16 protein-coding genes are annotated in these 13,407 nt (G+C 43.0%); 7 read left to right on the forward strand and 9 right to left on the reverse strand.

What is annotated here, in order from left to right; all coding sequences use genetic code 11:
- The first annotated feature begins 29 nt into the window (after window positions 1-29).
- A complete protein-coding gene (locus AB0756_RS35975; RefSeq protein ID WP_038078416.1) occupies window positions 30-1,667 on the forward strand; it encodes a cyclic peptide export ABC transporter in 1,638 nt (545 codons plus the stop codon).
- A 3-nt stretch (window positions 1,668-1,670) separates the two neighbouring features.
- Here the strand turns inward: AB0756_RS35975 and mdh are convergent, their stop codons facing one another.
- From mdh to AB0756_RS35995, 4 genes are all read right to left on the reverse strand, one after another.
- Window positions 1,671-2,651 (reverse strand): malate dehydrogenase, encoded by a 981-nt coding sequence (mdh, locus tag AB0756_RS35980; RefSeq protein ID WP_038078449.1) that lies wholly within the window; start codon window positions 2,649-2,651, stop codon window positions 1,671-1,673.
- A gap of 87 nt (window positions 2,652-2,738) precedes the next feature.
- Window positions 2,739-2,954 (reverse strand): NAD(P)H-quinone oxidoreductase subunit O, encoded by a 216-nt coding sequence (gene ndhO, locus AB0756_RS35985; protein WP_038078414.1) that lies wholly within the window; start codon window positions 2,952-2,954, stop codon window positions 2,739-2,741.
- 403 nt (window positions 2,955-3,357) lie between these two features.
- On the reverse strand, window positions 3,358-4,230 hold the full coding sequence (locus tag AB0756_RS35990; protein WP_038078412.1) for a DNA-formamidopyrimidine glycosylase: 873 nt from the start codon (window positions 4,228-4,230) through the stop codon (window positions 3,358-3,360).
- A 157-nt stretch (window positions 4,231-4,387) separates the two neighbouring features.
- On the reverse strand, window positions 4,388-4,600 hold the full coding sequence (locus AB0756_RS35995; RefSeq protein ID WP_038078410.1) for a photosystem I reaction center subunit IV: 213 nt from the start codon (window positions 4,598-4,600) through the stop codon (window positions 4,388-4,390).
- A gap of 119 nt (window positions 4,601-4,719) precedes the next feature.
- Between AB0756_RS35995 and AB0756_RS36000 the strand changes: the two genes are divergently transcribed.
- Entirely contained in the window at window positions 4,720-4,911 is a 192-nt protein-coding gene (locus AB0756_RS36000; RefSeq protein WP_050045290.1) for a hypothetical protein, read from the forward strand.
- Between the two features lie 133 nt (window positions 4,912-5,044).
- A complete protein-coding gene (locus AB0756_RS36005) occupies window positions 5,045-5,197 on the forward strand; it encodes a hypothetical protein (protein WP_162002286.1) in 153 nt (50 codons plus the stop codon).
- Between the two features lie 112 nt (window positions 5,198-5,309).
- On the opposite strand, the gene AB0756_RS36010 is transcribed toward AB0756_RS36005, so the two are convergent.
- On the reverse strand, window positions 5,310-5,894 hold the full coding sequence (locus tag AB0756_RS36010) for a PAP/fibrillin family protein (RefSeq protein ID WP_038078447.1): 585 nt from the start codon (window positions 5,892-5,894) through the stop codon (window positions 5,310-5,312).
- A 216-nt stretch (window positions 5,895-6,110) separates the two neighbouring features.
- Between AB0756_RS36010 and AB0756_RS36015 the strand changes: the two genes are divergently transcribed.
- Both AB0756_RS36015 and mraY read left to right on the forward strand, forming a co-directional pair.
- On the forward strand, window positions 6,111-6,350 hold the full coding sequence (locus tag AB0756_RS36015; protein WP_038078409.1) for a DUF3134 domain-containing protein: 240 nt from the start codon (window positions 6,111-6,113) through the stop codon (window positions 6,348-6,350).
- A 78-nt stretch (window positions 6,351-6,428) separates the two neighbouring features.
- Entirely contained in the window at window positions 6,429-7,535 is a 1,107-nt protein-coding gene (mraY, locus tag AB0756_RS36020; protein ID WP_038078407.1) for a phospho-N-acetylmuramoyl-pentapeptide-transferase, read from the forward strand.
- Between the two features lie 526 nt (window positions 7,536-8,061).
- Here the strand turns inward: mraY and AB0756_RS36025 are convergent.
- The 3 genes from AB0756_RS36025 to dtd all read right to left on the reverse strand — a co-directional run bounded on the left by AB0756_RS36025 (window position 8,062) and on the right by dtd (window position 9,560).
- On the reverse strand, window positions 8,062-8,568 hold the full coding sequence (locus AB0756_RS36025; RefSeq protein WP_038088266.1) for a MogA/MoaB family molybdenum cofactor biosynthesis protein: 507 nt from the start codon (window positions 8,566-8,568) through the stop codon (window positions 8,062-8,064).
- A gap of 95 nt (window positions 8,569-8,663) precedes the next feature.
- Complete coding sequence (psb28, locus tag AB0756_RS36030) at window positions 8,664-8,999, reverse strand: photosystem II reaction center protein Psb28 (protein ID WP_038088264.1); 336 nt, start codon at window positions 8,997-8,999, stop codon at window positions 8,664-8,666.
- A gap of 105 nt (window positions 9,000-9,104) precedes the next feature.
- The gene (gene dtd, locus AB0756_RS36035) at window positions 9,105-9,560 is read right to left on the reverse strand and encodes a D-aminoacyl-tRNA deacylase (RefSeq protein ID WP_038088261.1); all 456 of its coding nucleotides are present in this window, start codon (window positions 9,558-9,560) and stop codon (window positions 9,105-9,107) included.
- Between the two features lie 87 nt (window positions 9,561-9,647).
- On the opposite strand from dtd, the gene AB0756_RS36040 reads away from it, so the two are divergent.
- The gene (locus tag AB0756_RS36040) at window positions 9,648-10,442 is read left to right on the forward strand and encodes an Rpn family recombination-promoting nuclease/putative transposase (RefSeq protein WP_038088259.1); all 795 of its coding nucleotides are present in this window, start codon (window positions 9,648-9,650) and stop codon (window positions 10,440-10,442) included.
- Window positions 10,443-10,575: 133 nt separating this feature from the next.
- Here the strand turns inward: AB0756_RS36040 and AB0756_RS36045 are convergent, their stop codons facing one another.
- The gene (locus tag AB0756_RS36045) at window positions 10,576-11,715 is read right to left on the reverse strand and encodes a CobW family GTP-binding protein (protein WP_038088257.1); all 1,140 of its coding nucleotides are present in this window, start codon (window positions 11,713-11,715) and stop codon (window positions 10,576-10,578) included.
- Window positions 11,716-11,842: 127 nt separating this feature from the next.
- Here AB0756_RS36045 and cysS point away from each other — a divergent pair, with 127 nt between their 5' ends.
- On the forward strand, window positions 11,843-13,336 hold the full coding sequence (cysS, locus tag AB0756_RS36050) for a cysteine--tRNA ligase (protein ID WP_050045365.1): 1,494 nt from the start codon (window positions 11,843-11,845) through the stop codon (window positions 13,334-13,336).
- The last annotated feature ends 71 nt before the right edge of the window (window positions 13,337-13,407 follow it).

Genomic DNA, 13,407 nt, shown 5'->3' on the forward strand with positions numbered 1-13,407 from the left:
TTCCGTGCTAAAGAGCATTTATCTTCATCATGAACCTAATTCGTCTTTTACTAAAGACCTCGTGGCAAAATATTGTTTTTTCAGTGTTTGCCGGGTTACTCAGTGGTTTGAGTACTACAGGGTTGATTGCACTCATCAACTTGACTCTTCAAGGAACAAATCTCTCAAAGATTGCTCTTGCTATTAGCTTCCTAGGGCTTTGCGGCTTGCTTCTGATTGCAACAACAGTGTCTCAAATTTTTATCAGTCAATTAGTAGAACAGGTTATCTACGAGCTGCGATTACTTTTGACTCGTCGTATTTTGGCTTGTTCATTGCGTCAAGTAGAGGAGATTGGTATACCTCGGTTACTAGCAGCACTAACGCAGGATCTTCAGGCGATCGCAGAGGCTTCTGTTCCTATCTCTCTACTCTGCGTTCAATCCGCTTTGCTACTAGGTTGTTTTGCTTACTTGAGTTGGTTGTCATTACCATTGTTTTGCCTGACTCTGATTCTTATGCCAATAGGCATTATTTCCAATCAGTATCTCATTTATCAAGGCAGGCATTTCCTCAAATACGCTCGCAAAGAGCAGGATAATCTCTTTCAGCATTTCCGAACTGTAACGGAGGGAATCAAAGAACTCAAGTTGCACCAGCAAAGACGACAGGCGTTTCTGAATGAGGATTTACAAACAACAGCAGAACAGTTTCGGCGCTATAGAATCAGAGCGATGAATTTATTTGCTATTGGAGGAACTTGGGGGTTGGTAGCTCTCTTCATTTTGATTGGGTTGCTTCTCTTTATTGTGCCTCTTGTGTTTGCGATTCCAACTTCTGTTCGTTCGGGTTATGCTCTGACAATTGTTTTCATGCTGACACCAGTACGCGCCTTACTCAATATTTTGCCCGATTTACTCCGAGCTAATATTGCTCTGGAAAATATTAATTCTTTGGGGCTGTCGTTGGTTGCTCAAACAACAGAATCTGAAATAGCAATTTCATCAGTTCACGAACCTAAATGGAATTCGCTACAACTCATTGGCGTCTCCCATGGCTATCGAGGAGAACGAGAAGACAGTCACTTTACCCTAGGACCTATTGACTTGACTTTACACCCAGGAGAACTAGTGTTTGTTGTGGGAGGCAATGGGAGTGGTAAATCTACGTTAGTAAAATTACTGACAGGATTATACGCACCTGAAACAGGTAGCATTGATTTTGATGGTAAACCCATCACTGATGCTAACCGAGATTGGTATCGCCAGCAATTTTCAGTAATTTTCTCTGATTTTTACTTATTCGATCGCCTTTTAGGTCTAGATAATGGCAGTCGCGATCGGCAAACCCAAGAATATTTGGAAAAACTTCAACTTGACCATAAAGTGAAAGTCAACAATGGTGCCTTTTCGACGACTGCACTATCTCAAGGACAGCGGAAACGTCTTGCTCTGTTGACAGCTTATCTTGAAAATCGGGCAATTTACGTTTTTGATGAATGGGCTTCCGATCAAGACCCCTTGTTCAAAAAGATTTTTTACACCCAACTTTTGCCAGAATTAAAAAACCAAGGAAAAGCTGTAGTAGTTATCACTCATGACGACCGCTATTTTAACCTAGCCGATCGGATTGTTAAATTAGATTACGGTAAAGTTGAGTACGATCGGAAACTCCGTAACAATAATTAGCCCTTATCTCCTCACGCCAGCAAAGATCTCTTGTGCTCTATCAATTTGTTTGCGTACAGCTTGTGCGGAAGCGTGTAAAGCGCTGATTTCTTCATCAGTCAAGTGCAGCTCTACGATGCTTTCAAGCCCATTACGCCCCAAGCGACAGGGAACGCCAATAAAAATATCTTTTAAACTATATTCGCCCTCAAGATATGCCGCAGCTGGTAACAAGCGCGATTGATTGAGCAGTATTGATTCGATCATGATGCTGGTAGAAGAAGCTGGCGCAAAAAAAGCTCCACCTGTTTGCATGAGTTGGACAATTTCCGCACCACCGTTACGGGTTCGTTCTACCAACCGTCTAATTGTATCTGTATCTAACAATTCTGTAATAGGAATGCCGTTGACGGTAGAGTAACGGGGAAAAGGAACCATCAAGTCCCCATGACTCCCCAAAACCATTGCTTTGACATCTTGCTGACAAACACCTAACTCCATAGCAATGAAGGCTTGAAAGCGAGATGAATCTAAGATACCAGCCATACCCAAAATGCGATCGCGGGGCAATCCAGTTGCTTGCCATGCCAAATAAGCCATCACATCTAAGGGATTTGTCACAACTATGTATATTGCGTGGGGAGAGTACACAAGTGCTTTTTGAGCTGCTTCCACGACAATCTTCGCATTTGTTAGCAACAAGTCATCTCGAGTCATACCCGGTTTGCGGGGAAAACCTGCCGTGATAACAACAACATCAGACTCAGCAGTATCGGCATAGTCATTTGTGCCAATAATCTGTCGGTTGTGGAGTTCAATTCCCCTTGCCTCCATCAAATCTAGTGCTAATCCTTGAGGCATTCCTGAGACGATATCTAGCAAGACAACATCTGCCAGATTTTTTTCTGCAATACGTTGGGCTAGGGTACTCCCAACTTTACCTGCACCGATAACGGTGACGCGAGGCGAACAACATATCTTTGAGAAGGAAGGGGAATTGCTCATCATAGTTAAGGTATTTTTGCTAGTGGTTGATGCACAGCCACCAGCAACGAGCTAGCAGTGATGTACTGCTAGCTGATGCTGATAGCTTTACTTAAAGTCCTCAAGTTGATCCAGACGCAACCAAATGTTGGGTGTTGGCACTTTCCCAAATTTCACCAAGGCATAGTCACCTTTGAGATCGACGACTTCTCCCTTGGTTTCAAATAAGTAGGAAGGAAAGCGCGTGTCACTGGCTTGTGCTTCTAAACTGTTTTCCAATTTTTCGCGGACAGCACGAACCATGTCTCCTTTTTTGACAGCCATGAGGAATCCTCTTGAGTTTGTACACTGTTTTATTAAGGATTTTAACTCGTGCCTAGTTTTTATTCTGTAAAGATAAAATTTAAACTGCAAACTGTCGCAGATGTACGCAGATAAATTTCAAGAATTATCTGCAATCTTCGTCATTTATCGAGATTTTGAGATTTTTGGTTACATGGTATTGGTTGAGTGTACTTTTAATTTTTATACATTAAGTTGCTGGCAATTGGATTGCAATATCTGAAATTTTGAATTTTGAATAACTTATAGGGTTTTGGATTTTAGATTTCGGATCTTGGATTGAGAAAGCTGTGTTGGAGTTTTGATTTGAGATTTTGCATTGAGAAAACCTTGCTGTGGCTCAATTTCACCCAACGACCTGTCGCATTCTTGTTTCAAGTTGGAATTATTTTTGACAGTAGGAACAATAATGACTTGAACGACCAGCTAATCTTGTCCGTAGAATTGCAGTACCGCAAACCCGACAAGGCTCTCCAGTGCGGTTGTATACCCACGCAACACCACCGTAGTTACCGTTAATGCCTTTGACATTTAGGAAGTTACTAAAAGTTGTACCACCTGCTTCAATACTGGTTTCTAAGACTTGAATGATGCACAAGCGCAACTGTTCGATTTGCTCTCGCTGCAAATCCGTACATAAGGTGTCTGGAAGTATTCGACTGGAAAATAAAGCTTCATCTGCGTAGATGTTACCTAGCCCTGCGACGACTGATTGATCGAGGAGTGCTGTTTTGATGGGGCGGTGACGATTTTTGAGTTTGCCTGCTAGATAATCTACAGTAAAGTCAGGAGAAAAGGGGTCTATTGCTAGTTTTGCTAAACCAGTGATGATGCTTTCTGGTGCTTGACCTGGAGGTACCCACCACATTTGACCAAAGGTACGCTGGTCTACAAAACGCAGTTCGCGATCGCCCTGAAAAAACAATCTGACTCTTGCGTGCTTGTGCAATGGTTCATCTCGATGCAGCCACAATAGCTGACCGGTCATTCGTAAATGGACTCCCAGCCAGCCAGGAGAAGAGGTAGTAGAATTTTCTTCTTTGTCCCTTCTGGAGCAGGTGAGTTCCGCTAGTAAGTATTTCCCGCGACGATGCCAAGTTGCGATCGTACTGTCTTGAATTGCCGTTAAAAATTCTTCTGCTGAGAACGGGTAAGCAATTGTCTTATGAAGGAGCACATCTCCACCCGTTATTTTTTGGTTTAGAGTCAATTGATTTAAGCCCCGTCGGACTGTTTCAACTTCAGGCAATTCGGGCATCTGTTTGGTAAGCCTTAAGGAGAGCAGGGGGAAGGGGTAGAGGGAGAAAAGAGAGACAAGGGAGAGGGGGTAGACAAAGTAGAAATTTTCTCCTTGTCTTCCTTGTCCACCTTGTCCCCTTGTCCCCCTTTACCCCATCATAGCTGGCAAGTAGCTGTTACTTTTTCGCCTTAGCCTTAGGAGCTTCGACCTCAAGTAATTCTTCTTCAGCAAAGTTGTTAGTGTTGATGCCAGCGTAATTTACGTTGTTAAAACGGACGATGACCGGGTACTTGATACCGCTTTGGTCAACAGATGCCACGGTTCCTGTATCTTGATACCAGAAGGATTCGCGGCGGAGAATACGAACTTTAGAACCACGTTGAACCATGAGTTTCTTCCCTTTTAGTTATCAATCGCCAATCTAAATTAGGCTAATTGATTTCACTCTACAGGTTTAAGGTCGTTTGCAGGCGTTTTGTTAAGTTATTTGTCTATTGAGGATTGAGGATGAGCTATTCGCGATCCGTTCTTCTCCCCACTCCCCCATCTCCCCCATCTCCCCATCTGGCTAACAAAAAAAATTTTTATCCAGATTGGCAGACGTTGTGTGTGGATTTCTATAACGTAGTTGTGGACTGCTTGATAGGAAGTCGCAACGCCCAAGAAACTTTTTTGATTGGTTTTCGTCTACAGGGTTAGCTTAAAGCCATCTATCGTTTAAAGCATTTGGACAAAAACACTAGGGGCAATCACACCCAAGGAACGTCACGAAATGATTTCTCCTGATACTTAACGGTGGTAGCGGGATATAGGTAAAATCGCAACACCAGTTATGGAATTCAGAGGAACTTTCGGAAGTTGGGAACTCAGTTTGGGCGAGGAGCTTATGCTAACGGCGGAATCCGCCACTCTAAGTTTTCTCTACACAACGCTAACTTCACAACGCATTGCCGATCGCGCTCTACCATTTGTCCTATCACCGTAATTGTACCGACTAATCTCTGCGTCCCCAGGATGAAATGGGTGAGACCCTCCTTGACAACGTCTTCGGGATCGCGTATTTTCGATGGTCGCAAACACTTTATTTTTGGAAGTTCCTATGCTTTCACTAAAACAAATACACTACCCTCGTTGCCCCTGCCGATACGCAAATTGTTATCGAGATAGGTAATATCCAACCACCCTTGTTGTTCATTGCTATTGAGCACAACATCGATAGCGGTAAATTTTTTGCCAGCCTCTATCTGTTGGATGAAAGTTTCTGGGGAAGTGTAACCTAATAAACGTTGTAATCCAACAATCGATCGCTGAAATTTGACATTGATGCGCCTACCTGAAACAGGCTCAAATTTTGCAGCAACACTGACAATGCTTTCAAGTAATGGCAAGCCATAAACTTCAGCTATGTTGTAAACACTGTTAGTTTGTATGCGTATACACTGATAAATTTGACCGAGCTTGTATAAGGGTAAATTATCAATATTTAGTAAAGCTCTACTCGTGGTGTATACAAGTCGCCAGTTGCCATCCAGCAAATCGGGAGCTTCAACTGGACGGGGTGTGGGATTGAGCTCTTCTAATTTTGTAATTGCAATTAAAATGGCTTGTTTATCTTGCTCGTTTGCAATAAGACCGCGATTTTTACCAGCAATTGCTTCCAAGAGATCTGCTTTTCCTAGCATAATTAATTCCACCTCAAAAACATCAGTATTGAGAACATATTGATGAACAATGTATAGCATCACACTAAAAACAAATTTACTGTGACTCTTAACCCTTTCAAGAAATAATTTTGTCGGATTTCTAAAAAAGGGGTTGAATTAACAAGTAAATCGTGCATTATCAAGTGATAGACTCTAAGTGTCTAGTTATCATCTCCATATAGTGTTTTCGTAAATATGCTAAATTCACCACTACGTGAGGAACCCCGCAACAGACGAGCTCCTGTAATTCCATTAAAGCAAGAGTCCTCCTTGTTAGACTGGTTGCAAACAAACGGTCGTCTCATAGCGCGAGATGTTCACGAACCCGACTATTCGGACGAAGAAGAAGAGATATCAGAGTTTTTGAGTACTGACGACGGAATTAGCGATTTTGACTATGATGACGATGACGATGTCGTCCCAGATGAAGAATAGCTAATTCAAGCTTGAGACATATTGGCACAGCCAAATCCTTTGTTTAATTTTACAAGTGTGGAGTGAAGGGAAATATCCGTGGACGCTAAGTTATCTCCTAACCAAGGGTTAAGTATCATTAATGGCATAGGTTTAGTCTCCCTACTCGGTGTAGGACTGGGTGTATCAGCGCTAATTCTTGACGGCATAGCAAATAGAATGCCTTGGCAAGGTATGTCACTGACTTTACCTCTACTCTTCTGTGCTGTCGCTTCAGCCGCAGTTGGTTTCTGGGCAGTTCCATTGCTACAAGCGCTGAAAACCGGGCAAATCATCCGCGAGGACGGTCCTCAAGCTCATTTGAAAAAAGCAGGGACTCCCACCATGGGGGGCATATTCTTTGTTCCCGTGTCAGTGATTTCTGCTTGTATCTGGTCTAACTTTGCTACAGAAGTACTAGCTGTTGCTGCTTTGACACTCAGCTATGGGTTGATTGGCTGGATTGACGATTGGCAAATTCTCCGCCGCAAGTCAAACAAAGGCATCTCTCCCCGCATGAAACTGATTTTACAAGTGACATTTGCAGTTGCTTTCTGTGTGTGGCTTCTGATTTCTCATCCCGCTCATAATGTTACGAATATAGCTTTACCTTTTGGGTTTTACATACCTCTGGGACTTCTCTTCTGGCCTTTAGCAGGTTTTGTACTCGTAGCGGAAAGCAATGCTACCAACCTCACTGATGGCATTGATGGCTTGGCAGGAGGAACGGTAGCGATCGCATTATTAGCATTAGGTGCTTTAGTTGCACCAACTTCGCCCGGATTGATGGTTTTCTGTGCTTCTCTAAGTGGTGGTTGTTTGGGTTTTTTAGTCCACAACCGCAACCCAGCCCGAGTTTTTATGGGAGACACCGGTTCCTTGGCTTTAGGAGGTGCTTTAGCAGCCGTCGCTTTGTTGGCAAACAGCCTAGTAGGACTGTTTATTCTCAGTGGCATCTTCTTCGTAGAAACCCTTTCTGTAATGGCGCAAGTTAGCTACTACAAAGCTACGAAAGGTCCAGATGGTAAAGGCAAGCGTCTTTTAAAAATGGCTCCACTACACCATCACCTAGAACTTTCTGGTTGGTCGGAATTACAAGTTGTTGCTGTGTTTTACATCATCAGTGCAATTCTGGCGGTTATCGCTCTAACGATAGGTCAATTTTGATGTGCTGAACAACAACTTAGATACCAGTTAAATAACCTCCTCGACCTGGGGGGGTTATTTATTTATTGGCTAATGGCTAATGGTGAGACCAGCCCTGTAGGCGGGTTTCCCGCCGTAGGGGACTGGCGAACCCGAAGGGCTAATGGCTAATGGCTAATGGTGAGTCCAGCGCTGCAGGCGGTGAGTCCAGTGCTGTAGGCGGGTTTCCCACGCCCTGGCAACTGGCGAACAAGGGAGGGGTTTCCCGCGCTCTGAGGACTGGCGAACCCGTATAGCCCTTACGGGCATAGCCTGCGGCATCGCGGAGCGTGCGCTTTGCGCTTAGCGTGTGCCTTGCATATAGCGTCTTCGCTCCTGAGATAGGGCGAACAAGGGAGGGGTTTCCCGCGCCCTGGCGACTGGTGAGTCCAGCTTAGAAAAATTAGGGCATTACCCACCCTACACCTATGGGTCATCTTCTAGAGGCAAGGGAGTTGTAGAACTATTAGCAATTAGCTATTAGCTATTAGCTATTAGCTATTAGCTATTAGCTATTAGCAATTTGCTTTACTAAATGAACAAGTTCTGGTAATATCAACTTTTCCATAGCCAATCGCACAGCGTTACTGGAACCGGGTAAAGAGAAAATCAGTTTTTGTTGGTATGTACCTGCAACAGCCCGAGATGCGATCGCACGCGAACCAATTTCTTGATAACTTAAAAAACGAAATATTTCTCCAAATCCGGGCAAAGTTTTTTCAAGTAGCTTTTCGATAGCGTCATACGTGGTGTCTCTTGGGGCGATTCCCGTTCCACCATTAATCAGGAGAACATCTAAATTATGGCGTTGACCCAACAATTTTATTTGCTCTTGGATTTGTGCTGGTTCATCTTTGATAATTATGTAAGCATCTATATTATGGTTGGCGTTGCGAAGTAATTCCTGAATAAGTTGACCGCTTTTATCCGTTTCTGGGGTACGGGTATCGCTGACAGTAATAGCTGCACAAGTGACCCTCATATTTGAGGTATCTGGATGCGGAAGGTGAGTCATAAATAAAGTTGATTAATGGCTAATGGTTGGTGGTTGGTGGTTAGTGTTTATTAGAGCTACTAACCACTAACTACTAACCACTAACCCCTAACCCTTTATGATTGGCTAAATTCCAGACCGTGCTCTTTAGCATACCGCTCCATAAATCGCATAAAGCGATCCCATTGTTCTGAAGATTTCATCAGATACACTGCTTCTAATGCTTCTGGTTTACCGTTGACAAATTTACCCTTGACTTCACGCGTCACAAGTTCTCCTTCTTCGTCAATTAGGTACATACCAGTGATTTCTTCAGTGTTACCACTTTCTAAAGCTTTGGGATTTGTAAAAACAAACGTTGCCGTCCCACTACCCCCAGTGCGCGATCTTGTCAAGCGTATTTCTGGAATGACATCTTCGTTAATCCCTCGAGAAAACTGGATTTGAGCCATGATGAGTGTATTTAAAGTTTTGTTATGGTTAGTTTAATATTTTCTCATCATTTAGTACCTTACTGTCCAAGCATTTCCTTTGATTTCTCTTTTACATACAATTACTTACTTAGCCTCTTGTTCTAGTAACAAAGTTACAGGACCGTCGTTTTCAATTGAGACTTGCATCATTGTCCCAAATTTACCTGTTTCCACTCGCAACCCGCTTAAGCGCAACTTAGCGATAAAACGGTTATACAATTCTTCTGCAACTTGAGGGGTTGCTGAACGATCGAAGGAAGGGCGACGACCTTTGCGACAGTCTCCATAAAGCGTAAACTGACTCACCACTAGCAACTCGCCATTAATTTCTTGCACTGATTTTTGCCACCGCTCTCCTGCTTCGCCCTCATTGGGAAACAATCTCAATTCCAAACACTTTCGCACCATCCAATCTAGTTCGCGCTCGGTGTCGGTATCAGCAATCCCTACAAGCAGGTTTAGCCCACGCCCAATTTTGCCAATTATTTCACCGTTGATGGTAACCTGAGAAGATTTGACTCGTTGAACAATGACGCGCATAAATAACTCTGATTAAGGAATTAACAGTAAAAGTACAATACGACAAGCCAGATAAAGAATTATCCATTTTACTGATGATATTTCATAATGTATGACAATATTTGCAAGTTTCTCGTTGAGAGTTTTTCTACTGACTTTGCTACTTGGTTATTAGGAGAACCAATCGCTCTTACGGAATTAAGTCCACAAGAGCTGTCTGTTGAACCAATTCGTGCTGACGCTCTGATACTACTCCAATCCGATGAATGTATTCTGCATTTGGAATTTCAAACTCGACCAAAACTACGAGTTCCATTCCGGATGGCTGATTACCGACTGCGAGCTCATCGCCGCTTTCCTAAAAAGCAGATGAAACAAGTCGTAATTTACTTAAAAAGAACTAATTCAAGACGAGTGTATCAAACAACATTTACACTGGAAGAAACTTTTCATCGCTTTCAGGTAATTCGTCTTTGGGAGCAACCATCAAGCGTGTTTTTGCAATCTCCTGGGTTATTACCATTTGCAGTACTCTGTCAGAGTGAAGATCGCATTGAAACACTTAGGCAAGTTGCCATGGAAATAAATACTATAAGAGACTCACAAACACAGAATAATGTAACTGCTTCAACGGCAATTTTAGCTGGGTTAGTATTAGAAGAAAAGGTGATTCAGCAATTACTGCGGAGGGACTTAATGAAAGAATCAGTCATTTATCAATCAATCCAAGCTGAAAGTCGTGCTGAAGGTCGCGCTGAAGGTCGCGTTGAAGGTCGCGCTGAAGGTATTCAAGAGGGGATACAGCTAATGGCTATCAATATGCGAAAAGAAGGATTGTCAATTGAAGTCGTAGCCAGAATCACTGGATTATCAGTAGAACAAGTGCAACAGTTAGAACTTTAAAAAACCGAGAACTCACATAATTAGATCGCGGGGTGCTGTTTCAGTTTCAATTTTGGGAGGTACTAGAAGTGGGAAATGAAGATTAAAAATTTTTATTCTTCACGCCTCACTTCTAATTCCGCCAATTGCTGAGCTAAGCCCCAAAACCCTTACCACGAGAGGTAGAAGGCAAACACAAGCAGTTTTCTAGTTGTTTTAGCAAAGTCTCGCGATCGAGATTTTGACCGATTAACACCAACTGGGTTTTCTTCTCCCGCTTGGTCCACTCATCATCATCTAGAGTGAAGCGTTTGCCACACAAGTGAAAAATGTGACGTTTGGGGCTTTCATCAAACCACATAATCCCTTTTGCGCGGAAAACGTTTGTGGGAAGTTGATTATCTAAGAAATATTGGAATTTCCTAATCGAAAAAGGTTTATCGCTTTGGAATGATATAGAGGTGAAACCATCATTTTCTAAATGGTCGGAATGATGGTGGTGATGGTGGTCGTGGTCATGATGGTCGTGACCGCATTCAGAACATTCTGAGTGGTCATGTTCGTGGTCATGTGCGTGAGCATGATGGTGGTGATCGTGGTCGTGATGGTCATGACCGTGTTGTTTCGCCTCATTAAAATATTTGTCTGTTTCAAACAGACCAACACTTAGAATCAGAGGAAGCGGAACTTGCGCTTGCTTGGTGCGAATAATTCTTGCACCTTCTTTAACTTGGTTGATTTTTGCCTCTAGTGCTTTTACTTCTTCTTCAGACACTAAATCTGTCTTATTGATGAGAATAACGTCACCGTAAGCAATTTGACTGTAAGCAGCTTGAGAATTAAATAAATCCAAGCTATAATTTGCCGCGTCTACAACCGTGACAATTGAATCAAGACGCGTTAAGTCGCGCAAGTCAGTGCCAAGAAATGTAAGAGCGACTGGCAGAGGATCGGCGAGCCCTGTTGTTTCTACCACCAGATAATCTATCTTGTCTTGCCGTTCCATAACTTTGTAAACGGCTTCCACGAGATCGTTATTAATGGTGCAGCAGATACAACCGTTACTTAACTCCACCATATTGTTATTATCATCAGTGGAGATAATTAACTCGTTATCAATGCCAATTTCGCCAAACTCATTGACTAGTACGGCGGTTTTTAATCCTTGTTGATTGGTCAGGATATGATTGAGTAAAGTTGTCTTACCACTACCAAGGAATCCAGTAATAATCGTTACTGGTAACCCTTGTTTGGGTGCATCCATTGATTGTGACTCGGAAGTAACTGCTTGCATGGCGCTGCTTTCAGGAAGTCAAAATAGCTAATTGTAGCGCAAAATCTCAGGAAGAGACTAGCATAAGGATGCTGGTATTCATCCGGTGTTGCCTACTTCCATTATTACGTATTTCTATAAGTTGGATATGACCCTATCTGTTTACAATACCCTCACCCGTCGTCAAGAACCGTTTGAAACAGTAGAAGCTGGAAAAGTTAAGATGTATTACTGCGGCGTGACGGTGTACGACTACTGCCACTTGGGTCATGCCAGAGCTTGTATTGTGTGGGATGTAGTGCGTCGCTACCTACAATTTATCGGGTACGATGTCCGCTATGTACAAAATTTTACAGATATTGATGACAAAATTTTGAATCGAGCGCGACAAGAACAGTCATCGATGGAAGCTGTGGCGGAACGCTTTATCGAAGCATATTTTGAGGATATGAGGCGTCTTGGTATCAAGGATGCTGATGAATATCCCCGTGCAACTCACACGATGAATGGCATTCAGCGACTGATTCACGAATTGGAAAATAAGGGTTATGCTTACCCCTCTCATGGTGATGTTTACTATGCAGTCCGTCAGTTCTCTGAATATGGCAAACTCTCCGGTCGCAACCTGGAAGATATGCAAGCGGGAGCTAGCGAAAGAGTGAATCTGGAAGATCCAGAGTATCAGAAGAAGAAAGACCCCTTTGATTTTGCTTTATGGAAAGCAGCAAAACAAGGCGAACCAGCTTGGGACTCACCCTGGGGTAAAGGTCGTCCGGGTTGGCATATTGAATGTTCGGCTATGGTCCGCGATCGCTTGGGTGATACCATTGACATCCACACTGGAGGTGCCGATCTGATTTTTCCCCATCATGAAAATGAAATTGCTCAGTCAGAAGTTGTGACAAAAAAACCACTGGCGAAATACTGGTTGCACAATGGCATGGTCAAGGTAGATGGAGAAAAAATGTCAAAATCTTTGGGTAACTTTATCACAATTCGGGAGTTGTTAGATAAAGGAGTACACCCAATGGCGGTTCGCTTGTTTGTCTTGCAAGCCCACTACCGCAAACCAATTGATTTTACGGATGAAGCGATCGCTTCTGCAACAAAGGGCTACGAAACACTAAAAGAAGGTTTGCTTTTTGGTCATAAATACGGTAAACAATTGGGTTGGGAAATAGGGGCTAAGGACTTGGAACCTGGAACAGGGAAGAACTCCATCTCAAGCTCCCAATTATCAATCGCCAATCCCTATATCAATCGCTTCTTTGAAGCGATCGATGATGACTTTAATTTCTCTGGAGGATTGCCAGTCCTTTTTGAATTAGCCAAAGAACTACAGCGAGAAGGAAACATTCTGACTCATGAGGGAAAAACGGTAACAACAGCCGATGTATTACGCGCCCAATGGCAAACTCTTGTGACGTTGGCTGATGTTCTGGGTTTTGATGCCAAGGTAGAGGAGGAAACTTCTGTCAATGAGAGTTTAAGCGATGCAAAAATTGAGGAGTTGATTCAGGAAAGACAACAAGCGCGTCAAGCGAAAAATTTTGCACTGAGCGATCGCATTCGTGATGAACTACAAGCACAAGGTATTACCCTCATTGATAGTCGTGATGGAACTCGATGGCACCGCAGTTAATTATGAATTATGAATGATGAATTATGAAGGATAGAAAATTAATGCTTCATAATTCATCTTTTCTTCTGATA

The sequence above is a fragment of the Tolypothrix campylonemoides VB511288_2 genome, from assembly GCF_045999855.1.
Classification (GTDB): domain Bacteria; phylum Cyanobacteriota; class Cyanobacteriia; order Cyanobacteriales; family Nostocaceae; genus Scytonema; species Scytonema bouteillei_A.

Coding starts and splice junctions, on each gene's coding strand:
- dtd (WP_038088261.1), bottom strand. CDS start 9,560: ATGCGCGTCATTGTTCAACGAGTCAAATCTTCTCAGGTTACCATCAAC.
- ndhO (WP_038078414.1), bottom strand. CDS start 2,954: ATGGCTGTCAAAAAAGGAGACATGGTTCGTGCTGTCCGCGAAAAATTG.
- AB0756_RS36010 (WP_038078447.1), bottom strand. CDS start 5,894: ATGCTAGGAAAAGCAGATCTCTTGGAAGCAATTGCTGGTAAAAATCGC.
- cysS (WP_050045365.1), top strand. CDS start 11,843: ATGACCCTATCTGTTTACAATACCCTCACCCGTCGTCAAGAACCGTTT.
- psb28 (WP_038088264.1), bottom strand. CDS start 8,999: ATGGCTCAAATCCAGTTTTCTCGAGGGATTAACGAAGATGTCATTCCA.
- AB0756_RS36025 (WP_038088266.1), bottom strand. CDS start 8,568: ATGACTCACCTTCCGCATCCAGATACCTCAAATATGAGGGTCACTTGT.
- AB0756_RS35975 (WP_038078416.1), top strand. CDS start 30: ATGAACCTAATTCGTCTTTTACTAAAGACCTCGTGGCAAAATATTGTT.
- AB0756_RS36015 (WP_038078409.1), top strand. CDS start 6,111: ATGCTAAATTCACCACTACGTGAGGAACCCCGCAACAGACGAGCTCCT.
- AB0756_RS36005 (WP_162002286.1), top strand. CDS start 5,045: ATGGAATTCAGAGGAACTTTCGGAAGTTGGGAACTCAGTTTGGGCGAG.
- AB0756_RS35990 (WP_038078412.1), bottom strand. CDS start 4,230: ATGCCCGAATTGCCTGAAGTTGAAACAGTCCGACGGGGCTTAAATCAA.
- AB0756_RS36045 (WP_038088257.1), bottom strand. CDS start 11,715: ATGCAAGCAGTTACTTCCGAGTCACAATCAATGGATGCACCCAAACAA.
- AB0756_RS35995 (WP_038078410.1), bottom strand. CDS start 4,600: ATGGTTCAACGTGGTTCTAAAGTTCGTATTCTCCGCCGCGAATCCTTC.
- mdh (WP_038078449.1), bottom strand. CDS start 2,651: ATGAGCAATTCCCCTTCCTTCTCAAAGATATGTTGTTCGCCTCGCGTC.
- AB0756_RS36040 (WP_038088259.1), top strand. CDS start 9,648: ATGTATGACAATATTTGCAAGTTTCTCGTTGAGAGTTTTTCTACTGAC.
- AB0756_RS36000 (WP_050045290.1), top strand. CDS start 4,720: ATGAGCTATTCGCGATCCGTTCTTCTCCCCACTCCCCCATCTCCCCCA.